16 protein-coding genes are annotated in these 21,207 nt (G+C 73.8%); 11 read left to right on the plus strand and 5 right to left on the minus strand.

Going from position 1 to position 21,207, the window contains the following annotated elements; all coding sequences use genetic code 11:
* Positions 1–40: 40 nt before the first annotated feature.
* From mmuM to argF, 6 genes are all read left to right on the plus strand, one after another.
* Positions 41–922, plus strand: a complete 882-nt coding sequence (gene mmuM / locus ABT403_RS09840) for a homocysteine S-methyltransferase (RefSeq protein WP_344166152.1) — start codon at positions 41–43, stop codon at positions 920–922.
* A 43-nt stretch (positions 923–965) separates the two neighbouring features.
* A complete protein-coding gene (locus tag ABT403_RS09845) occupies positions 966–2,513 on the plus strand; it encodes a 3' terminal RNA ribose 2'-O-methyltransferase Hen1 (protein WP_344166153.1) in 1,548 nt (515 codons plus the stop codon).
* Positions 2,510–5,062 carry a polynucleotide kinase-phosphatase gene (locus tag ABT403_RS09850; protein ID WP_344166154.1) on the plus strand — a complete coding sequence of 851 codons (2,553 nt, stop codon included), beginning with the start codon at positions 2,510–2,512 and terminating at the stop codon, positions 5,060–5,062. The genes ABT403_RS09845 and ABT403_RS09850 overlap by 4 nt, the downstream gene beginning before the upstream one ends.
* Before the next feature lie 189 nt (positions 5,063–5,251).
* Positions 5,252–5,719: a hypothetical protein gene (locus ABT403_RS09855; RefSeq protein WP_351648583.1), complete on the plus strand. Its 468-nt coding sequence runs from the start codon at positions 5,252–5,254 to the stop codon at positions 5,717–5,719.
* 54 nt (positions 5,720–5,773) lie between these two features.
* A complete protein-coding gene (locus tag ABT403_RS09860; protein ID WP_344166156.1) occupies positions 5,774–7,000 on the plus strand; it encodes an arginine deiminase in 1,227 nt (408 codons plus the stop codon).
* A gap of 131 nt (positions 7,001–7,131) precedes the next feature.
* Positions 7,132–8,154, plus strand: coding sequence for an ornithine carbamoyltransferase (gene argF / locus ABT403_RS09865; protein WP_344166157.1), 1,023 nt, complete (start codon positions 7,132–7,134; stop codon positions 8,152–8,154).
* A 30-nt stretch (positions 8,155–8,184) separates the two neighbouring features.
* Here argF and ABT403_RS09870 read toward each other — a convergent pair whose 3' ends face one another.
* On the minus strand, positions 8,185–8,604 hold the full coding sequence (locus ABT403_RS09870) for an ATP-binding protein (RefSeq protein ID WP_344166158.1): 420 nt from the start codon (positions 8,602–8,604) through the stop codon (positions 8,185–8,187).
* Between the two features lie 231 nt (positions 8,605–8,835).
* On the opposite strand from ABT403_RS09870, the gene ABT403_RS09875 reads away from it, so the two are divergent.
* The gene (locus tag ABT403_RS09875; protein ID WP_344166159.1) at positions 8,836–9,663 is read left to right on the plus strand and encodes an enoyl-CoA hydratase family protein; all 828 of its coding nucleotides are present in this window, start codon (positions 8,836–8,838) and stop codon (positions 9,661–9,663) included.
* Positions 9,664–9,667: 4 nt separating this feature from the next.
* Positions 9,668–11,956 (plus strand): bifunctional salicylyl-CoA 5-hydroxylase/oxidoreductase, encoded by a 2,289-nt coding sequence (locus ABT403_RS09880; RefSeq protein WP_344166160.1) that lies wholly within the window; start codon positions 9,668–9,670, stop codon positions 11,954–11,956.
* 30 nt (positions 11,957–11,986) lie between these two features.
* Here ABT403_RS09880 and ABT403_RS09885 read toward each other — a convergent pair whose 3' ends face one another.
* The 3 genes from ABT403_RS09885 to ABT403_RS09895 all read right to left on the minus strand — a co-directional run bounded on the left by ABT403_RS09885 (position 11,987) and on the right by ABT403_RS09895 (position 15,535).
* A complete protein-coding gene (locus tag ABT403_RS09885; protein ID WP_344166161.1) occupies positions 11,987–12,826 on the minus strand; it encodes a GNAT family N-acetyltransferase in 840 nt (279 codons plus the stop codon).
* Between the two features lie 284 nt (positions 12,827–13,110).
* Positions 13,111–13,911 carry a PaaX family transcriptional regulator gene (locus ABT403_RS09890; RefSeq protein WP_344166162.1) on the minus strand — a complete coding sequence of 267 codons (801 nt, stop codon included), beginning with the start codon at positions 13,909–13,911 and terminating at the stop codon, positions 13,111–13,113.
* A gap of 4 nt (positions 13,912–13,915) precedes the next feature.
* On the minus strand, positions 13,916–15,535 hold the full coding sequence (locus ABT403_RS09895) for an AMP-binding protein (RefSeq protein WP_344166163.1): 1,620 nt from the start codon (positions 15,533–15,535) through the stop codon (positions 13,916–13,918).
* Between the two features lie 133 nt (positions 15,536–15,668).
* On the opposite strand from ABT403_RS09895, the gene ABT403_RS09900 reads away from it, so the two are divergent.
* Together ABT403_RS09900 and ABT403_RS09905 are read left to right on the plus strand one after the other, a co-directional pair.
* Complete coding sequence (locus ABT403_RS09900; protein ID WP_344166164.1) at positions 15,669–16,793, plus strand: acyl-CoA dehydrogenase family protein; 1,125 nt, start codon at positions 15,669–15,671, stop codon at positions 16,791–16,793.
* Positions 16,790–17,203 carry a RidA family protein gene (locus tag ABT403_RS09905; RefSeq protein ID WP_344166165.1) on the plus strand — a complete coding sequence of 138 codons (414 nt, stop codon included), beginning with the start codon at positions 16,790–16,792 and terminating at the stop codon, positions 17,201–17,203. The genes ABT403_RS09900 and ABT403_RS09905 overlap by 4 nt, the downstream gene beginning before the upstream one ends.
* Before the next feature lie 12 nt (positions 17,204–17,215).
* Here the strand turns inward: ABT403_RS09905 and ABT403_RS09910 are convergent, their stop codons facing one another.
* On the minus strand, positions 17,216–18,592 hold the full coding sequence (locus tag ABT403_RS09910) for an aminopeptidase P family protein (RefSeq protein ID WP_344166166.1): 1,377 nt from the start codon (positions 18,590–18,592) through the stop codon (positions 17,216–17,218).
* Positions 18,593–18,763: 171 nt separating this feature from the next.
* Here ABT403_RS09910 and ABT403_RS09915 point away from each other — a divergent pair, with 171 nt between their 5' ends.
* Positions 18,764–21,151 (plus strand): collagenase, encoded by a 2,388-nt coding sequence (locus ABT403_RS09915; RefSeq protein WP_344166167.1) that lies wholly within the window; start codon positions 18,764–18,766, stop codon positions 21,149–21,151.
* The last annotated feature ends 56 nt before the right edge of the window (positions 21,152–21,207 follow it).

Raw genomic sequence — 21,207 nt, forward strand, 5'->3', positions numbered from 1 at the left:
CCGGCCGATCGATCCGCACCACCCGACGGAGGACAGACCCGTGACCCGTGCGACCGGCCCGCTCGCCCACGCCCTGGCCCGCGGGCCCGTACTCCTGGACGGCGGGCTGAGCAACCGGCTCGCCGACCAGGGCTGCGACCTGTCCGGCGCGCTCTGGACGGGCCGCGTGCTCGCCGAGCGCCCGGACCAGGTCGAGTCGGCCCACACGGCGTACGTCCGGGCCGGCGCCGAGGTGCTGATCACCGCGAGCTACCAGGTCGGCGACGATCCCGTACTGCTGGAGCGCGCCGTCCGGGTGGCCGACGCGGCGGCGCGCGCCGCCGGGCACGAGGTGTGGGTGGCCGCCTCGGTGGGGCCGTACGGGGCGGTGCTGGCGGACGGCTCCGAGTACCGGGGCCGGTACGGCCTCGACGGCGCGGAGCTGGCCGCCTTCCACCGCCCCCGGATCGAGGCGCTGCTCGCGGCGGGTCCGGACGTCCTGGCGCTGGAGACCGTCCCGGACACCGACGAGGCCGAGGCCCTGCTGGGGGTGCTGGCCGGTACGGGTGCCCGGGCCTGGCTGAGCTACACCGTCGCGGACGGCCGCACCCGGGCCGGCCAGCCCCTGGCGGAGGCCTTCGCGCTCGCCGCCGACGCCCCCGAGGTGATCGCGGTCGGCGTCAACTGCTGTGACCCGGCGGACGTGCTGCCCGCGCTGGAGGCCGCCGCGTCCGTCACGGCCAAGCCGCTGCTGGCCTACCCCAACGACGGATCCGTCTGGGACGCGGGCACCCGCACCTGGCACGCCCCCGCGGACCCGGTCCCCTGGCCCGTCGAGGCCTGGCAGGCGGCCGGAGCCCGTCTCATCGGCGGCTGCTGCCGGATCGGCCCGCCCTGGATCGCCGGACTCCGTACCGCTCTCCATCGCCCGCCGCCGGTATGAAAACCAGTGGGCCGCAGGGGAGCCCGCGCACATACTGAAGCGCATGTTCCTGACGATCAGCACGACCGGCACCCCCGAGAAACCCGCCACTGACCTGGGATTCCTGCTGCACAAGCATCCCGGGAGGACGCAGGCGTTCGCCACCTCTCACGGCACCGCCCACGTGTTCTACCCCGAGGCGACGGACCACCGGTGCACGGCCGCGCTGCTCCTGGAGGTGGACCCCGTCGCGCTGGTGCGGCGCGGCCAGGGCAAGGGCCGGGGCGGCGCCCCCGACTCCGCGCTCGCGCAGTACGTCAACGACCGCCCGTACGCGGCCTCCTCGCTGCTCGCCGTCGCGCTGAGCGGAGTCTTCCGCACCGCCCTCAAGGGCCAGTGCGCCGCCCGGCCCGAACTGCCGGGGCAGGAGCGCCCGCTGCGGATCGAGATCCCGGTGCTGCCCGCGCGCGGCGGCGGCGACCTCGTGCGCCGGCTGTTCGGCCCGCTCGGCTGGGCGTCCGTGGAGACCACCCCGATCGCCCTGGACGAGGCGTTCCCCGAGTGGGGCGACAGCCGTTACGTGCGGCTGGTGCTGGAGGGCGAACTCAGGCTGGAGGACGCCCTGCGCCAGCTGTACGTGCTGCTGCCCGTCCTCGACGACTCCAAGCACTACTGGATCGCCCCCGACGAGGTGGACAAGCTGCTGCGCGCCGGGGACGGCTGGCTGGCGGCCCACCCCGAGCACGCGCTCATCACCGCCCGCTACCTGGCCCGCCACAAGCGGCTCACCCAGAGCGCCATGGAACGCCTGGAGCTGGCCCGCCTCGCCGAGGCCGACGGCAGCGAGGCCGAGGAACTCGACGACGCCGTGGACGCCGCCCCCGAAGGGGACGCCGCAGGGGACGCCGAAGCGCGGGAGCGCTCCGTGCCCCTCGCCGTGCGCCGACGCGACGCGGTGCTCGCCGCGCTGCGCGAATCCGGCGCGGCCCGGGTCCTCGACCTGGGCTGCGGGGAGGGGCAGCTGGTCCAGGCGCTGCTGCGGGACACGGCGTTCACCGAGATCGTCGGCGTGGACGTCTCGGTGCGGGCCCTGACCACCGCCTCCCGGCGGCTGCGGCTGGAGCGGATGGGGGAGCGGCAGAGCTCCCGCGTCCAGCTGTTCCAGGGCTCCCTCGCCTACACCGACAAGCGGCTGGCCGGCTACGACGCCGCGGTGCTCAGCGAGGTCATCGAGCACCTGGACCTGCCCCGGCTGCCCGCGCTGGAGTACGCCGTCTTCGGCTCGGCCCGTCCCCGCACGGTCCTCGTGACCACCCCGAACGTCGAGTACAACGTCCGCTGGGAGTCCCTGCCCGCCGGGCGGGTCCGCCACCGCGACCACCGGTTCGAGTGGACCCGCGAGGAGTTCCGCGCCTGGGCCGGCGGGGTCGCCGCCCGGTTCGGCTACTCCGTCGCCTACCGGCCGGTGGGGGACGAGGACCCCGAGGTCGGTCCGCCGACCCAGATGGCCGTCTTCACCCGGGCCGCCGACACCACCAGCACCACCGGCACGACAGACACCGCCGACACCACCGGCACCGCCGATACCCCGAAGGAGGGCGAGGCAGCATGACCACCCCCACCGGACACCGCGTCCTCCCCGTCACCGACCTGTCCCTCGTGGTCCTGATCGGGGCCACCGGCTCGGGCAAGTCCACCTTCGCCCGCAAGCACTTCAAGCCCACCGAGGTCCTGTCCTCGGACTACTGCCGGGGCCTGGTCGCCGATGACGAGAACGACCAGAGCGCCAGCAAGGACGCCTTCGAGGTCCTGCACCACATCGCCGCCAAGCGGCTGGCCGCCGGACGCCTCACCGTCGTGGACGCCACCAGCGTGCAGAAGGAGTCCCGCCGCGAACTCGTCCGCCTCGCCCGCGAGCACGACGTCCTGCCCATCGCCATCGTCCTCGACATGCCCGAGTCGGTCTGCGCCGAACGCAACGCGGCCCGCCCCGACCGGGCCGGCCTGCCGCGCCGCGTCATCCAGCGCCACCGCTCCGAGCTGCGCCGCTCGCTGCGCGGACTGGAGCGCGAGGGGTTCCGCAAGGTCCACGTCCTGCGCACGGTGGAGGAGGCCGAATCCGCCGAAGTGGTCTTGGAGAAGCGCTTCAACGACCTCACCCACCTCACCGGCCCCTTCGACATCATCGGCGACATCCACGGCTGCTCCTCCGAGCTGGAGACTCTGCTCGCGAAGCTCGGATACGAGGACGGGACCCACCCCGCCGGCCGCACCGCCGTCTTCGTCGGCGACCTCGTCGACCGCGGTCCCGACAGCCCCGGCGTGCTGCGCCGGGTGATGGGCATGGTCAAGTCCGGCGACGCGCTGTGCGTGCCCGGGAACCACGAGAACAAGCTCGGCCGTTACCTGAAGGGCTCCAAGGTCCAGCAGACCCACGGCCTCGCCGAAACCGTGGAACAGCTCTCCCACGAGAGCGAGGAGTTCGTGAAGGAGGTGCGGGAGTTCATCTCCGGCCTGGTCAGCCACTACGTCCTCGACGGCGGCCGGCTGGTGGTCTGCCACGCCGGGCTGCCCGAGAAGTACCACGGGCGCACCTCCGGCCGGGTCCGCTCGCACGCGCTCTACGGGGAGACCACCGGCGAGACCGACGAGTTCGGCCTGCCCGTGCGCTACCCGTGGGCCGAGGACTACCGGGGCAAGGCGGTCGTGGTCTACGGACACACCCCCGTTCCGGACACCAGCTGGATCAACAACACCATCTGCCTGGACACCGGTGCCGTCTTCGGCGGCCGGATGACCGCTCTGCGCTGGCCCGAGCGGGAACTGGTCGACGTACCGGCGGAGAAGGTCTGGTACGAGCCGGTCAAGCCGCTGGCCGCCGAGGTGCCCGGAGCGTTCGACGGCCGCCCGCTGGACCTGTCCGACGTGCACGGCCGCCGCGTCGTGGAGACCCGTCACCTCGGGAACGTGAGCGTCCGCGAGGAGAACGCGGCCGCCGCCCTGGAGGTCATGAGCCGCTTCGCGGTCGATCCCCGGCTGGTGCCGTACCTGCCGCCGACCATGGCGCCCACGGCCACCTCCGGGGAGGAGGGCTGGCTCGAGCACCCCGCCGAGGCCTTCGCCCAGTACCGGGCCGACGGCATCGGACGGGTCGTGTGCGAGGAGAAGCACATGGGCTCCCGCGCCACCGTCCTGCTGTGCCGGGACGAGGCCGCGGCCCGCGAGCGCTTCGGTGTCGAGGGCGGCCCCACCGGCTCGCTCTACACCCGCACCGGACGGCCCTTCTTCCAGGAGCCGCAGCTCACCGAGGAGTTCCTGGGCCGGCTGCGCGCGGCCGTCGACGGCGCCGGCCTGTGGGAGGAGCTCGGCACGGACTGGCTCCTGCTGGACGGGGAACTGCTGCCCTGGTCCCTGAAGTCCACCGGTCTGCTGCGCAACCAGTACGCGGCCGTGGGCGCCGCCTCCCGCACCGTCCTGCCGGACGCCGTCGCCGCCCTGGCGGCCGCCGAGGCCCGGGGTGTGGACACGGGCGGGCTGCTGGAGCGCCAGCGCGGGCGGACCGCCGACGCCGGCGCCTTCACCGAGGCGTACCGGCGCTACTGCTGGACCACCGACGGGCTGGAGGGCGTACGGTTCGCGCCGTTCCAGCTGCTCGCGGCGGCCGGCCGGTCGCTGGCGGCCGTACCGCACGACGAGCAGCTGGCCTGGCTGGACCGCCTCGCCGACGCCGACGAGCGCTCCGCCGCCCCGCTGCTGCGGCGCACCCGCCGGGTGTACGTGGACACCGCGGACGAGGACTCCGTCCGCGCGGGCACCGACTGGTGGCTGGAGCTGACCGCGGCCGGCGGCGAGGGCATGGTCGTCAAACCGCTCGGGGCCTGCGTCCGGGACGGCAAGGGCCGGCTGGCCCAGCCGGGGCTGAAGGTGCGCGGGCGTGAGTACCTGCGGATCATCTACGGTCCGGAGTACACCCGTCCCGAGCAGCTGGAGCGGCTGCGCCAGAGGTTCCTCGGGCACAAGCGCTCGCTCGCCCTGCGCGAGTACGCGCTGGGTCTGGAGGCGCTGGACCGGCTGGCGGCGGGGGAGCCGCTGTGGCGGGTCCACGAGGCGGTGTTCGCCGTCCTCGCCCTGGAGTCGGAGCCGGTCGACCCCCGGCTCTGACGGGGGAGGGCCGCGTAAAGCGGCCGCCCCCGTACGGCCCCGAATTAGGTCGTATGGGGGAACTTTCGCGCGGAAGGCCCGGGAAACCGGCGGCGGGATCGTTCATCCAGGGCAGCGGAGTGTCCGCGACCCTGGAAGGACGGAACGTCACCTATGAAGATGACCGCGCGCGGAAGCATTGCGGCGCTCATGACCTGTATGGCCGCGGCGGCCGCGGCCTCCCCGGCCGTGGCCGACTCGGTCCCCGTCAGCGTCCCCCTGGACGCCGTGAAGACCACGCTGGGCGTGCCCACCCCCCAGGTGGGCACGTCCGTCCCGGTGCCGGTCGTGGGAGCTCCCGAGGCGCCCGTCCTCCACAAGGGCGACATGCTGCCGACCCCACTGCTCCCGGCGGTCCCGGTCGCCACCGACCTCGGGCTCACCAAGGTCACCTCCCCGGTGCCCAACCTGCTGGGCTCCCCGGAGACGGACGGCGAGGGCTCCCTGGAGTCGCCGGCGACCACGCTGCTGACCCGGACGCCCGGCGCGGTCCTCGGCTCCCCGCTGACCATGCCCGACGGAAGCAATTACGGGATCCCGAACCTGACGGCCCCCAAGCTGGGCGTGGTCGCCCCCGAGATCATCGGCGCCCCGTCGGCGCTCCTCGGCCTGCGCTGACCCGCACCGCCGACACCGGGTCAGAAAGCCGTTCGGTCTGGGTACCTGTACGGCATGGGATTCCATGTCGACTCCGAGACCGGGCGGCTTCGCCGCGTCATCCTGCACCGCCCCGACCTGGAGCTGAAGCGGCTCACACCAAGCAACAAGGACGCCCTGCTCTTCGACGACGTGCTGTGGGTGCGCCGGGCCCGCCAGGAGCACGACGGCTTCGCCGACGTGCTGCGCGACCGGGGCGTCGCCGTCCACCTCTTCGGCGACCTGCTCCGTGAGGCCCTCGACATCACCGAGGCGCGACGCCTCGTACTGGACCGGGTCTTCGACGAGAAGGAGTACGGGCCCCTCGCCACCGACCACCTGCGCGCGGCCTTCGACGGGCTGCCCTCGGCCGAGCTCGCGGAGGCGCTGGTCGGCGGTATGACGAAGCGGGAGTTCCTGGAGCGGCACGCCGAGCCCGTGTCGGTGCGCTTCCACGCGCTGGAGATGGACGGCTTCCTGCTGGGGCCGCTGCCCAACCACCTCTTCACCCGCGACACCTCGGCCTGGATCTACGACGGGGTGTCCATCAACGCCATGCGCTGGCCGGCCCGGCAGCGCGAGACCGTGCACTTCGAGGCGATCTACCGGCACCACCCCCTCTTCACCGGCTCGGGCCCCTTCCACTACTGGTCGCAGGGCCAGTCGGACTACCCCTCGACCATCGAGGGCGGGGACGTCCTGGTGATCGGCAAGGGGGCCGTCCTGATCGGGATGAGCGAGCGGACGACCCCGCAGGCGGTGGAGATGCTGGCCCGGGGCCTGTTCGCGGCCGGGTCGGCGTCGGTCATCGTGGCGCTCGACATGCCCAAGCGCCGGGCCTTCATGCACCTGGACACGGTGATGACGATGGTCGACGAGGAAACGTTCACCCAGTACGCCGGGCTCGGCATGCTGCGCTCCTACACAATCCGGCCGGGGCAGGGGGCGAGCGAGCTCCACGTGAGCGACCACCCGCCGGAGCACATGCACCGGGCGATCGCGGCGGCGCTGGGCCTGGACGGGGTGCGGGTGCTGACCGCGGGGCAGGACGTGCACTCGGCCGAGCGCGAGCAGTGGGACGACGGCTGCAACGTGCTGGCCGTGGAGCCCGGGGTGGTCGTCGCGTACGAGCGGAACGTCACCACCAACACCCATCTGCGCAAGGAGGGCATCGAGGTGATCGAGATCCCCGGCAGCGAGCTGGGGCGGGGTCGCGGGGGGCCGCGCTGCATGAGCTGTCCGGTGGAGCGGGACGCCGGTTGAGCGCAGGCTGAGGGGTATGGGCTGGTGATCACGGGTGCGGATGCCGCGCGTGTGATCCACCCGACTGAATATGAATGCAGAGGATCGTATAGACTTCCACAATCCCCTGTCAGCGTCCCCCTGGAGTCCCGATGGCCACCGACCTCTTCGGTCGCAGTTTCCTCAAGGAGCTCGACTTCACCGCCGCCGAGTTCCGCGGCCTCGTCGAACTCGCCGCCGCGCTCAAGGCGGCCAAGAAGGCGGGGACCGAGGAGCGCCGGCTCCGGGGGAAGAACATCGCGCTGATCTTCGAGAAGACCTCCACGCGCACCCGCTGCGCCTTCGAGGTCGCCGCCGCCGACCAGGGCGCCCACACCACCTACCTCGACCCCTCCGGCTCCCAGATCGGGCACAAGGAGACCGTCCGGGACACCGCCCGGGTGCTCGGCCGGATGTTCGACGGCATCGAGTACCGGGGCGACAGCCAGCAGTCGGTCGAGGAACTCGCCGCCTACTCCGGGGTGCCCGTCTTCAACGGCCTCACCGACGACTGGCACCCCACCCAGATGCTGGCCGACGTGCTGACCATGACCGAGCACTGCGCCAAGCCGCTGGAGCGGATCGCCTTCGCCTACCTGGGCGACGCCCGCTTCAACATGGGCAACTCCTACCTGGTGACCGGCGCGCTGCTGGGCATGGACGTACGGATCGTCGCGCCGAAGGCGTACTGGCCGGCCGAGGCGGTCGTGGACCGGGCCCGCGAGCTGGCCGCGGTCAGCGGGGCGCGCGTCACCCTGACCGAGGAGGTCGCGGAGGGCGTGGCGAACGCCGACTTCGTGGCCACGGACGTGTGGGTCTCGATGGGCGAGCCCAAGGAGGTCTGGGACGAGCGGATCGCGGCCCTGGCCCCGTACGCCGTCACCATGGACGTGATCCGTGCGACCGGCAACCCGGACGTGCGGTTCCTGCACTGCCTGCCCGCCTACCACGACCTCGGCACCAAGGTGGCCCGCGAGGTCCACGAGCGGCACGGGCTGGAGTGGCTGGAGGTCTCGGACGAGGTGTTCGAATCCGCGCACTCCGTCGTCTTCGACGAGGCGGAGAACCGGCTGCACACCATCAAGGCCGTGCTCGTCGCGACGATGGCGAAGCCCGCCGCACGGTCGGCCGCATAGTCATACGGGCGGGTTCCGGGGCCGTGCGGGTCAGGCGCCCGTCGCCCCGGCCGGCAGGGTGAACCAGACGGCCTTGCCGTGCTCGGTGGGGCGGTGGCCGCAGGCGGAGCTCAGGGCCCGGAGCAGCAGCAGGCCGCGGCCGTGCTCCTGCCAGGGGTCGGGGTGGGCCTCGTAGGGGCGCGTGACCAGGTCGCGGGGCGGGCGCGGATCGCCGTCGTGCACCTCGACCTGGCAGCCGTCCGCCAGCATCTCCACGACCAGCTCGATCGGCGCCCCGGCGGTGGTGTGCTCCACGGCGTTGGCGACCAGCTCGGCGGTCAGCAGCTCGGCGGTGTCGCGGTCGGCGGCCGGTCCCGTGTCCGTGAGGGCGGTGCGGACCAGCGCGCGGGCCATGGGCACGGCCGCGGCCGTGTGCGGCAGGACGAGCCGCCAGGCGGAGGCGTCGGTCATGGCTGATCCGTCCGTTCCGTGGGGGGTGGGGAGGGGCGGGGGCGGGAAACTCCTGCTTTCAACCATACGGAGGGCCCCGCGCCGCCCGTAGGGCACCCCGGCGGGAAGGTGACGGACCCAAGGGCGCGGTGACGGGGGGACCTTCGGCTCGGGGCCGGGCGCCGTCCGCCGCATCCCCCATGTGTCGCGTTTTCGTGACGGCGGTCACAAGTCGGTGATAGCGTCGTACGCGTGAGCCCCTTCACCGGTTCCACACCAGCGACCGAACGGTGGCGCCACCTGCGGGTGACCCGGCAGGACGGCATCGCCACCGTCACCCTCGACCGCCCCGAGAAGCTGAACGCGCTCACCTTCGGCGCCTACGCCGACCTGCGCGATCTGCTCGCCGAACTCTCCCGCACCCGTTCCGTGCGCGCCCTCGTCCTGGCCGGCGAGGGGCGCGGCTTCTGCTCCGGCGGGGACGTGGACGAGATCATCGGCGCCACCCTCGCCATGGACACCTCCGAACTCCTCGACTTCAACCGGATGACCGGCCAGGTGGTCCGCGCCGTTCGCGAATGTCCCTTCCCCGTGATCGCCGCCGTCCACGGGGTCGCCGCCGGCGCCGGCGCCGTCCTCGCCCTGGCCGCCGACTTCCGCATCGCCGACCCCACCGCCCGCTTCGCCTTCCTCTTCACCCGCGTCGGCCTCTCCGGCGGCGACATGGGCGCCGCCTACCTGCTGCCCCGCGTCGTCGGCCTCGGCCACGCCACCCGGATCCTGATGCTCGGCGAGCCCGTACGGGCCCCCGAGGCGGAGCGCATCGGCCTGCTCAGCGAGCTCGTTGACGAGGGCAAGGCCGACGTCCGGGCCGCCGAACTCGCCGCCCGCCTCGCCGCCGGGCCCGCCCTCGCCCACGCCCAGACCAAGGCCCTGCTCACCGCCGAACTGGACATGCCGCTGGCCGCCTCCGTGGAGCTGGACGCCAGCACCCAGGCCCTGCTCATGCACGGCCAGGACTACGCCGAGTTCCACGCCGCCTTCACCGGGAAGCGGCCGCCGCAGTGGAAGGGGAGGTAGCGCCATGTCCCAGTCGGTGCCCCCGTCCGCACCCGGGGCCGCCCGGCGGGTCGCCGTCATCGGCGGCGGACCGGGCGGGCTCTACGCCGCAGCGCTGCTGGCCCGCCAGGGGCACGCCGTCGACCTGTGGGAGCGCGGCGCCCCCGACGACACCTTCGGCTTCGGCGTCGTCCTCTCCGACGAGACCCTGGGCGGCATCGAACGGGCCGACACCGCCGTCCACGCCGCCCTCGCCGCCGAGTTCGTCCGCTGGGACGACGTGGACGTCGTCCACCGGGGCCGGCTGCTGACCTCCGGCGGCCACGGCTTCGCCGCCCTCGGCCGGCGCCGGCTCCTGGAGATCCTGCACGCCCGCTGCGAGGCCCTCGGCGTCCGGCTCCGCTTCCGCGCCGCCGCCCCCGACGCCTGGACCCTGGCCCGCACCCACGACCTGGTCGTCGCGGCCGACGGGGTGCACAGCGCCACCCGCGAGAGCGGCGCCGCCCACTTCCGGCCCACCGTCACCCCCGGCCGCTGCCGCTACGTCTGGCTCGCCGCCGACTTCGCCTTCGACGCCTTCCGCTTCGAGATCGCCGAGACCGAGCACGGCATCATGCAGCTGCACGCCTACCCGTACGCGGCCGACTCCTCCACCGCCATCGTCGAGATGCGCGAGGAGGTGTGGCGGGCCGCCGGCCTCGACCTGTGCGACGAGGAGGAGTCCGCCGCCCGCTGCGCCAAGATCTTCGCCGAGGCGCTGCGCGGCCGGCCCCTGCGCGGCAACCGCTCCGCCTGGACCCGCTTCCGCACCGTCGTCAACGAGCGCTGGTCCCACGGGAACGTCGTCCTCCTCGGCGACGCCGCCCACACGGCCCACTTCTCCATCGGCTCCGGCACCAAACTCGCCGTCGAGGACGCCCTCGCCCTCGCCGAGGCGGTGGCCGCCCACCCCGGGATCCCCGAGGCCCTCGCCGCCTACGAGGCCGCCCGCAGGCCCGCCGTGGCCAGCACCCAGCGGGCCGCCGCCGCCAGCATGCGCTGGTTCGAGGAGCTCGCGGGCTACGTCGGCCAGCCCGCCCGCCAGTTCGCCTTCAACCTGCTCACCCGCAGCCGCCGGGTCACCCACGAGAACCTGCGCCTGCGCGACCCCCGCTTCACCCGCGCGGTGGAAGCCGACTTCGGCTGCCCGCAGGAGGGGCCCGACGGGCCCGTGACCCCGCCCATGTTCACCTCGTTCACCCTGCGCGGGCTGACCCTGCGCAACCGGGTCGTCGTCTCGCCGATGGACATGTACTCCGCCGTCGACGGGGTGCCGGGCGACTTCCACCTGGTGCACCTGGGCGGACGGGCCCTGGGCGGGGCCGGCCTGGTCATGACCGAGATGGTCTGCGTCAGCCCCGAGGGCCGGATCACCCCCGGCTGCGCAGGCCTGTGGACGGCGGAGCAGGCGGCCGCCTGGAAGCGGATCGCCGACTTCGTCCACACCTCCGCCCCCGGTACCGCCCTCGGGCTCCAGCTCGGCCACTCCGGCCGCAAGGGATCGACACGGCTCATGTGGGAAGGCATGGACGAGCCGCTCCCCGACGGCAACTGGCCCCTCGTCGCCGCCTCCGCCCTGCCCTACGAACCCGGCGTCTCCGCCGTCCCGCGCGCCCTGGACGCCGCCGGCCTCGCCACCGTCCGCTCCGACTTCGCGGCGGCCGCCACACGGGCCGCCGACTGCGGTTTCGACCTGCTGGAACTGCACTGCGCGCACGGCTACCTGCTGTCCGGCTTCCTCTCCCCCCTCACCAACCAACGCGAGGACGCCTACGGCGGTTCCCTGGAGAACCGGCTGCGCTTCCCCCTGGAGGTCTTCGACGCCGTCCGCGAGGTCTGGCCCGGGGACCGCCCGATGACGGTCCGGCTGTCGGCGACCGACTGGGCCCCCGGCGGCACCACCCCCGAGGAGGCGGGGGCGATCGCCGCCGCCTTCGCCGCGCACGGCGCCGACGCCGTCGACGTGTCCACGGGACAGGTCGTCGCCGACGAGGCCCCCGAGTACGGGCGCTCCTACCAGACCCCCTACGCCGACCGGATCCGCAACGCGCTGGGCGTCCCCGTCATCGCCGTCGGCGCGATCTCCTCCTGGGACGACGTCAACTCCCTGCTCCTGGCCGGCCGGGCCGACCTGTGCGCCCTGGGCCGCCCGCACCTGTACGACCCGCACTGGACCCTGCACGCGGCCGCCGAGCAGGGGTACGCCGGGCCGGGCGCGCCCTGGCCGGCCCCGTACCGGGCGGGCAGCCGCAAGCCGCCCACCGGGAAGGGGTGAGGCGGGCCCGGGCGGCTCCCCTCCGCCGTCTCAGTGGCGGACCAGCTCCACGCGGTCCTCGACGGGGACGAAGCCGAGGCGCCGGTAGACGCTGTTGCTGGTGGGGTTGGCCAGGTCGGTGAAGAGCAGCACCTCGGTGGCCCCGGCCGCCTGCGCCGCCTCGCTCGCGGCGTGCGTCACCCCGGCGGCGTAACCGCGACGCCGCTCGGCCGGCGGAGTGTAGACGGGGCCGATGCGGGAGGCGGAGCCGATCGGGCGGAAGAACGCGGCCAGGGACACCGGTCCGCCGTCGTGCTCCCAGATGACGCATCCGCCGTACGAGATCCGGTCGCGCAGGGAGGCCTCGGAGGGGGTGACGGGGAGGCCGCACTCCCGGCTGAACTCCGCGGTCCAGCGGGTCAGCAGCGGCAGGTCGGCCTCGCCGGCGCGCCGGGCCCGGCCCTCGGGAGCCGGGTCGGGGGCCTTCAGGGTGCCCAGGCGATACAGGCGGAGCTCCTCGGCGACGCGGGTCGGCGCACCCCACGCCTGCGCCAGGGCCTGCGCGTCGGCGCGGCGGGCGTTGAACTTCGTGACGCGGGCGAGCAGGGGATCCGCCGAGAGCGCGCCGCCCAGGGCCCGGACCGCCTCGGCGGGCAGGACGCCGAGCAGCAGCGGGAACGGCGGGGTGTGCAGGACGGCCCCGCCGACCGTGCCGTCCGGGCCGGTCCACCAGCCGAAGACGGGTTCGGAGTCGCCGTAGGCGTGGGGGCCGCGCCGCTCCAGGGCGTCGATGACGCTCAGCAGGGTCGTGTTGACGACGGGGTGCGCTGCCACGGCAGGGCGCGCGGCGGTCAGCCAGGCCGCCAGATCAGTGCTGAAGGTCCAGGTCATGTTCCATCGTGACGGGGCCGGGAGGGGGGCCGCACCGGGTTTTCCGGGGGCGTTTCCCACGGGGGCGCGAAGGGCGCCGCGGGCGCTCCCCCGGGCGGGGGAGACGGTACCCCCGCGCGGGGGAGGGGCGGGGCGGGCGCCGCTGGGATCTTGGGAGTGCGAGCAGGACCTGCGAGCAGCGCGTGCGAGCAGGACGGAGGCCCCGCCGTGGTGGCGGGGCCGTCGGAGGAGGGGGAGTCATGGACGGATACGAGGTCACCGCCCGGGTCGCGGGCGCCGCCCGGCTACGGCTGGACGAAGCGGGCGCCCGCGTCGCGCAGCCGGGCGTGCAGCTCGGCGAAGACCGCCGCGGCCCGGTCGCCGGGCCAGTCCGCCGGGAGCAGCTCCCGCGGCAGCCCGGGGTCGGCGTAGGGCAGGCGCCGCCAGCTGTCCAGGGCGGTCAGGTAGGTGCGGTAGGCGGCCTCGGGGGAGGGCTCGGGGCCCGACTGGAGGGCGCGCAGCGCCGGTTCGTGCAGGTCGAGGAATTCCTCGTGCTGCTTGGCGAGGGCGGCCAGGTCCCACCAGCGGGCCACCGCCTCGGCCGTCGGGGCGAAGCCGAGGTGGGCGCCGCGGAAGAGTTCGACGTAGGCGGTCAGGTGCAGCCGGTCCAGGGTGTGTTCCGTCTCCTCGGCCAGCTGGGCCGGCGCGATCCACACCCCCGGTGCCACGGCCCCGAACCCCAGCCGGGCCAGGCGCGAGCGCAGCAGGTGCCGCTTGTTGCGCTCCTGCTCGGGGACGGAGAAGACGGCGACCAGCCACTCCGGAGAGACGGGTACGGCTCCGTAGATCCGCCGGTCGCCGTCCTCCAGCAGCAGCCGGGCCTCCTCGGAGGGCTCGTAGCCGGCGGAGCCGTCCGGGGCCTTCGCGGGCACCAGGAAGCCGCGCCGCTTGAGCCGGGACACCGAGGAGCGGACGGAGGGCGCGTCGACGCCGGCCGCGCCCAGCAGGCGGACCAGCGCGGACACCGGGACGGCGCCGTCGAAGGACCGCCCGTAGGCTCCGTAGAACGTGACGATCAGGGATCGCGGAGTGTGCTGCTCGACCACGGGTTCACTCTAGATCGCGCAGCCGGAACCGCTGAAGCTTCCCCGTGGGGGTACGCGGCAGCGCGGGCAGGAAGACGAAGGAGCGCGGGCACTTGTGGGGGGCCAGCTCCCCCTTCATGAAGGTCCGCAGCTCCTCCTCCGTGAGCACGGCCCCGTCGCGCGGCACGGTGTAGGCGACCACCACCTGCCCCCGGCGTTCGTCCGGGCGGCCCACGACCGCGACCTCCGCCACGTCGGGGTGGCGCAGCAGCGCCTCCTCCACCTCCGGGCCCGCGATGTTGTAGCCCGAGGAGATGATCATGTCGTCGGCGCGGGCGACGTAGCGGAAGTAACCGTCGGGGTCGCGGACGTAGGTGTCGCCGGTCAGGTTCCAGCCGTCCCGTACGTACTCGCCCTGGCGGGGGTCGGCCAGGTAGCGGCAGCCGACGGGTCCGCGTACGGCCAGGAGTCCGGGCTCGTTGTCCGGCACGGGCCGGCCGGAGGGGTCCACCACGCGGGCCTGCCAGCCGGGGACCGCCCGGCCGGTGGTGCCGGGGCGGATGTCCTCGTCGGCGGCGGAGATGAAGATGTGCAGCAGCTCGGTGGCCCCGATGCCGTTGATGATCCGCAGGCCGGTGCGCTCGTACCAGGCCTGCCAGGTGGCGGCGGGCAGGTTCTCGCCTGCGGAGACGCAGCGGCGCAGCGCGGACAGGTCGTAGGCGCCCGTGTCGTAGGGGCCCAGGGTGTCCAGCATCGAGCGGTAGGCGGTGGGGGCGGTGAACAGGACGGTGACCCGGTGTTCCGTGAGGGCGGGCAGCAGCCGGCGGGGCGCGGCCTCCTCCAGCAGCAGGGCGCAGGCCCCCGCCCGCAGGGGGAAGACGACGAGTCCGCCGAGGCCGAAGGTGAACCCGAGGGGCGGACTGCCGGCGAACACGTCGTCGGGGCGGGGTCTGAGGACGGTACGGGAGAAGGTGTCGGCGACGGCGAGGAGGTCGCGGTGGAAGTGCATGCAGCCCTTGGGGCGGCCGGTGGTGCCGGAGGTGAAGGCGATGAGGGCGACGTCGTCGGCGGAGGTCTCGACGGCGGGGTAGGGGGCGTGGTGGGCCTCGGCCAGCCGCAGCAGGTCGTCGGGGGAGTCCCCGCCGAAGGGGGTGATCCGCAGTCCGGGCACCTCGGCCCTGGCCAGGTCGTCGAGGGCGTCGGTGTGGCAGAGGGCGTGCCGGACGCGGGCCATGGCGCACACCGTGGCCAGCTCCTGGGCGCGCTGCTGGGCCAGGACGGTGACGGCCACCGCTCCCGCCTTCATCACGGCCAGCCAGCAGGCGGCGAGCCAGGGCCCGGTGGGGCCGCGCAGCAGCACCCGGTTGCCGGGGACGACGCCCAGGTCGACGGTGAGGGTGTGGGCGAGGCGGTCGACGCGCTCGCGCAGCTCCCCGTACGACCAGACCTCGCCCGAGCCGCTGCGGAAGGCGGGCCGGTCCGGGCCGAACCGGCCGATGGTGGCGTCGAGCAGTTCGGCGCCGCAGTTCAGCCGGTCCGGATAGGCCAGTTCGGGCAGCTCGAAGAGGAGCTGCGGCCAGGCGTCGGCCGGCGGCAGGTTGTCTCGCGCGAAGGTGTCGGTGTGGGCGGAAGGCTTGAGCTCCATGGCGGGTTCGCCCCCTTGCGACGTCCGGATTGGGGTGGAGCCGGCCGTGCTGATCTGTCCAGAGCGTATCGTGATGGTGACGGCAGTCAACAGGACGCGATAGAGGAACACGACGGGACTTGGGGGCCTTCGGATGGCCGGATTCGCGCTCGGAGTGGAACACGAGGAGTGGTGCGCGCGGTTGCGCGCCCTGGCGGAGCGGCGGCTGAGGCCGCTCGCCGAGAAGGGCGAGCCCGGCCGGGTGAACCGGCCGCTCCTGGCGGAGCTGGGGGAACAGGGTCTGCTGGAGCGGGTCTTCGGCTCCGGCGCGCTGGAGCTGTGCCTGCTGCGGGAGTCCCTCGCCTACGGGTGCACCGAGGCGGAGACGGCCCTGGCCCTCCAGGGCCTGGGGGGCCATCCGGTGCTTCGGTCGGGCAGTGCGGCCCAGCGGGAGCGGTGGCTGCCGGGGGTGCGCGCGGGGAGGCTGGTGGCGGCGTTCGCGCTGAGCGAGCCGGGGGCGGGCTCGGACGCGGCGGCCCTGGCCCTGGCGGCGGCGCCGGACGGGCCGGGCTGGCGGCTGGAGGGGGCCAAGTGCTGGATCTCCAACGCTCCCGAGGCCGACTTCTACACCGTTTTCGCCCGGACGGGTGAGGCGCCCGGAGCGAAGGGCATCACCGCCTTCCTGGTCCCGGCGGACCGGCCGGGACTGACCGGCGAGCCGCTCGACATGCTCTCGCCGCACCCGATCGGCTCACTGGCCTTCGACGGGGTGCCGGTCGGCCGGGAGGACGTCCTGGGCGAGCCGGGTCAGGGGTTCCGGGTGGCGATGGAGACGCTGAACCTCTTCCGGCCGAGCGTGGGGGCCTTCGCGGTCGGCATGGCGCGGGCCGCGCTGGACGCCACGCTGGCGCACACCGCCGGCCGCGGCGCCTTCGGCGGGGTGCTGGCCGACCTCCAGACGGTCGCGCACCGGGTGGCGGAGATGGCCACCCGTACCGAGGCCGCCCGGCTGCTGGTGTACGCGGCGGCCGGCGCGTACGACGCCGGGGCCCCGGACGTGCCCCGCCGGGCGGCGATGGCCAAGCTCCTCGCGACGGAGACGGCCCAGTACGTGGTCGACCACGCCGTCCAGCTGCACGGGGCGGCCGCCCTGCGGCGCGGGCACCTGCTGGAGCACCTGTACCGGGAGGTGCGGGCGCCCAGGATCTACGAGGGGGCGAGCGAGGTGCAGCGCGGGATCATCGCGAAGGAGCTGTACCGGGGGGTGGTGGCCCGGTGAGCGCCGGCCGTCCGGGCCCGCACCGGATCAACCCGCCGGAACTGTCCCCGGCGACGGGCTTCTCCCACGCCGTCACCGCCACCGGGGGCCGGCTGGTGTTCCTGGCCGGCCAGACCGCGCTGGACGGGGCCGGCAAGGTGGTGGGGCGGACCCTGCCGGAGCAGTTCGAGCGCGCCCTGGCCAACCTGCTGACGGCCCTGGCGGCGGCCGGCGGCGTCCCCTCGGACCTGGCCCGGGTGACGGTGTACGCGGTGGACGTGGAGGACTACCGCGCCCACGCCCCCGAGCTGGGCCGGATCTGGCACCGGCTGGCGGGCCGCGACTATCCGGCGATGGCCGTGATCGGCGTGGTCCGCCTCTGGGACACCGAGGCCCTCCTGGAGCTGGACGGGACCGCGGTGCTGCCGTAGCGCCGTGCCGGCCTAGGAGGCGGAGTCGAGGAGGGTGCCCATCCACTCCTCGATGCCGGCCACCGTGCGCGGCAGGGCCCCGGACATCAGGCGGGCCCCGTCGGCGGTGATGACGAGGTCGTCCTCGATGCGCACGCCCATGCCGCGCAGTTCGGCGGGGAGGGTCTCGTCGTCCGGCTGGAGGTAGAGGCCCGGTTCGACGGTGAGGACCTGGCCCTCCTCCAGCACGCCGTCCAGGTAGGCGTCGGCGCGCGCCCGGGCGCAGTCGTGGACGTCGAGGCCGAGCATGTGGCCGCTGCTGCACAGGGTGTAGCGCCGGTGCAGGTCGCCCTCGGCGTCCTTCAGCACCCCCCATTCGGCGAGGCCCTCGGAGATGACGCGCATGCCCGCCCGGTGGAAGTCCCGGAAGCGCGCGCCGGGCCGCAGGGCGGCGATGCCCGCCTCCTGCGCGGCGAGCACCAGCTCGTAGACCTGCTTCTGGACCGGGGAGAAGCGTCCGGACAAGGGCAGGGTGCGGGTGATGTCGGCGGTGTAGAGGCTGTCGGTCTCCACGCCCGCGTCCAGCAGCAGGAGTTCGTCCCGGTTCAGCCGGCCGTCGTTGCGGATCCAGTGCAGCACGCAGGCGTGCGCGCCGGAGGCGGCGATGGTCTCGTAGCCCAGCCCGTTGCCCTCGGCGCGGGCCCGCAGGTTGAAGACCCCCTCGATCCAGCGTTCGCCGCGCGGGTGGGCCAGGGCGCGGGGCAGGGCCCGTACGGCGTCCTCGAACCCGGCGGTGGTGTGGTCGACGGCGAGCTGGAGCTGGTCGACCTCCCAGGCGTCCTTGACGAGGCGCAGCTCCGAGAGGGCGGCGGCCAGTTCGGGGTCGGTGGCGGCGTTGCGGCCGGTGGGGGAGCCGAGTGTGTCGAGGTGGGCGCAGCGCAGGCCGGTGAGCCGTTCGGCTTCGGTGAGGTCGGGGCGGCGGCCCACCCAGAACTCGCCGTAGCGGCGGTCCCGGTAGAACTCCTCGGTGCCGTCGGCGCGGTCGGAGCGGGGGCGCAGGTAGAGGACGGGCTCGTGGCCGTGCGGGCCGGCGGGCTCCAGGACCAGCACGTGGCCCACCTGGTCCTCGCCCGTCAGGCCGGTGAGCCAGGCGTACGCGCTGTGCGGGCGGAAGCGGAAGTCGCAGTCGTTGGACCGGACCCTCAGTTCGCCGGCCGGGACGATCAGCCGCTCGCCCGGGAAGCGGGCCGAGAGCTGGGCGCGGCGGGCGGGCGTGACCTCGTACGCGGTGACCCGGGAGCCGGCCGGCAGCGGCGAGGGTGCCCAGCCGCCCGCCATGAAGCGGGACAACTCGGCTGATACCGGCAGGTCGTGGCTGCCGGTGTTCAGGCGGGAGGGGGTGTCGGTCACGGAGGCTCCCTCAAGAAGGACTGAACTGGGGGGCGCACAGGTCTTGCCAGTGCAATTTCACATTACTATGTTACAGCTCACACCGCGGCACATTAATCCCCGTCAAACGCCGTGTGAAGCAGGGCAGTTCACGCACCACTCCCCCACCTCCCTTCCCACAGGAGCATCAAGGTGTCCCAGCACAGAGCTGTGTGTACGTCTCTCCTCTCCGCCGCCGTCACGGTCACCCTCCTCGCCACCGCCGGGCAGGCGGTGGCCCAGGCCGCGGAGCGGGGCACCCCCGCCGCCAGGCCCGCCGCGTCCGCGCCCGCCGCCTTCGCCGCCGGCCCGGCCGCCGCGCCGAACCCCTTCGACGAGGTCGACCGCCTGGCCGACGCCCGGCAGCTCGCCCCGGCGCCCGCCCCGGCCCCCGGCGGCAAGTCCGTGGCCGACAACCGGGTGCCCGGCGCCGCCGACCCGGCCCCCGCCGCCGACAAGAGCCGCAAGACGGCCACCGCCCAGGCCGCCCCCACCGCGAAGAGCCTCGCCGCGGGCGTCCCCTGCACCCTTGACGGGATCACCGGCCTCGGCCCGGAGCAGTTCGCCGACTTCCTCGCCGACCCGGCCGTCACCGCCGACGGCTGCCTGCGCGGCCTCATATGGACCTGGGACGCGCGCCTGGCGCCCGTCATGTCCGACGCCCACGTCCAGGCCGTCTCCCGCCGGATATCCCGCCTGGCCGCCGCCCACGACGGCCGCGACTCCTCCCACCTGGAGGAGATGTTCACCTACCTGCACGCCGTGGCGTACCACGACTACTCGCGCACCGAGATCGACGTCACCGACGCCCCCACCGTCGACGCCATGCGCCAGGCCATCGCCGACTTCGCGGGCGCCGCCCACACCTTCGACGTCACGCCCTCCAACGCCCGCACCCTGCGCGAGGCCCTCTACGCGGGCAGCGCCCCCGGCCTGCGCCAGCACCAGCTCGGCCTGATCAAGAAGGTTCTGGCCACCCTGGACGCCTCCCACCCGGCCACCAGCCAGGACGCCGCCTGGGGCGGCGCCGCCCTCGCGGCCCTCTCCGTCAACTACCTGGGCGTCTACCCGGGCAACAACGACGCCGCCTTCCAGGCCGCGGTCAAGGCGGACCCGGCCTACCGCGCCCTCTTCAAGGCCTTCGCCGGCTACGGCCACCTCAAGGGCGGCGCCAATGCCTGGGCCGCCCGCGACGCCCTCGGCGAGTACGGCCGCTTCGGCCAGGTCGACGGCCTCAAGGACCAGATCACGGCCGACCTCGGCGCCCTCCTCGAACCGGTCAAGTCCACCTGGGGCAACGGCAGCGAGCAGTGGGCCAAGCTGGTCTCCTGGCTCAACTTCTACGAGGCCTGCAAGCCGTACGGGGTGTGCAAGGAGGACATCGAGAAGCAGCTCTTCCCGAACACCTACACCTACGACAACGGCGGCATCAAGGTCCGCACCGCCCTCGACCGGGCCACCGTCGACCAGCTCTACTACGCGAGCAAGCAGGTCAAGACCCAGTTCCACCGCGTCCTGGGCACCGACCAGCCGCTCGCCGGGGACCCCAACAGCACGCTGAACATCGTGCTCTACGCCTCGCGCGCCGACTACGAGAACTACCACCCGATCCTGACCGGGTACGGCACCAACAACGGCGGCATCTACATCGAGAACGGCGCCACCTTCTACACCTACCAGCGCCGCGTCCCGCAGGACTCCTCCCTCACCCTGGAAGAGCTCTTCCGCCACGAGTACACGCACTACCTCAACGGCCGCTTCGCCGTCCCCGGCTTCTTCGGCCAGGGCGACTGGTACCAGGGCGACCGCACCACCGCCATGGACGAGGGCACCGCCGAGTTCTTCGACGGCTCCACCCGCGACAACGGCATCGCCGTCCGCAAGTCCCTGGTCCGGGGCATCATCAACGACACCGCCGGCGGCGGCCCGCGCATGAGCGTCGACCAGCTCCTGCACGCCACGTACGACGGCGACGGCTTCCGCTTCTACAACTACGCGGGCACCTTCTTCGAGTTCCTCTGGACCGAGAAGCCCTCGCTGCTGCGCGAGATGTACGGCTACCTGCGCGCGAACGACGTCGCCGGCTTCGACGCCTGGCGCCACCGCATGGGCGCCGACACCTACCTCCAGCGCGACTACAACCGCTTCCTGGACGCCCAGATCGCCAAGGTGGACCAGCTCTACGTCCCGAACACCACCTTCACGGCCAACGACCAGCTGCGCGACTCCGCCCTCGCCTCGGTGAAGTCCTCCTTCGCCTCGGCGACCTACAACACCCCGGACTGCGTGGAGAACGGCGACCCCGGCAAGCGCCGCTTCACCTGTACGGGCCGGATCACCGCGAACCTGAAGAACTGGCGCAGCGACGACCAGAACTTCAAGGACATGTCCGAGACGGTCGACTACTTCCTGCTCGACCGGGCGGGCGCGGCCTCCAACAACCTGGCGGACATGAACTGCTCCTTCGGGCCGCTGGAGATCTGGGACAACAAGGCCGCGGGCACCTCCTCCTACAGCTGTGAGGGTCCCCTCCGCAGCTGACCCGCCCGCCCGGGCCGGTTCCGGTTCCGCGGGGGGCGGAACCGGCCCGGGCGACC

Origin of the sequence: Streptomyces sp. NPDC000075 (assembly GCF_040301925.1) — a bacterium.
GTDB lineage: Bacteria > Actinomycetota > Actinomycetes > Streptomycetales > Streptomycetaceae > Streptomyces > Streptomyces polychromogenes.

Excerpts from the sequence above, each read along its gene's own strand:
- ABT403_RS09845 (WP_344166153.1), top strand. The coding sequence starts at position 966 with ATGTTCCTGACGATCAGCACGACCGGCACCCCCGAGAAACCCGCCACT.
- ABT403_RS09850 (WP_344166154.1), top strand. The coding sequence starts at position 2,510 with ATGACCACCCCCACCGGACACCGCGTCCTCCCCGTCACCGACCTGTCC.
- ABT403_RS09855 (WP_351648583.1), top strand. The coding sequence starts at position 5,252 with ATGACCTGTATGGCCGCGGCGGCCGCGGCCTCCCCGGCCGTGGCCGAC.
- ABT403_RS09860 (WP_344166156.1), top strand. The coding sequence starts at position 5,774 with ATGGGATTCCATGTCGACTCCGAGACCGGGCGGCTTCGCCGCGTCATC.
- argF (WP_344166157.1), top strand. The coding sequence starts at position 7,132 with ATGGCCACCGACCTCTTCGGTCGCAGTTTCCTCAAGGAGCTCGACTTC.
- ABT403_RS09870 (WP_344166158.1), bottom strand. The coding sequence starts at position 8,604 with ATGACCGACGCCTCCGCCTGGCGGCTCGTCCTGCCGCACACGGCCGCG.
- ABT403_RS09880 (WP_344166160.1), top strand. The coding sequence starts at position 9,668 with ATGTCCCAGTCGGTGCCCCCGTCCGCACCCGGGGCCGCCCGGCGGGTC.
- ABT403_RS09885 (WP_344166161.1), bottom strand. The coding sequence starts at position 12,826 with ATGACCTGGACCTTCAGCACTGATCTGGCGGCCTGGCTGACCGCCGCG.
- ABT403_RS09895 (WP_344166163.1), bottom strand. The coding sequence starts at position 15,535 with ATGGAGCTCAAGCCTTCCGCCCACACCGACACCTTCGCGCGAGACAAC.
- ABT403_RS09900 (WP_344166164.1), top strand. The coding sequence starts at position 15,669 with ATGGCCGGATTCGCGCTCGGAGTGGAACACGAGGAGTGGTGCGCGCGG.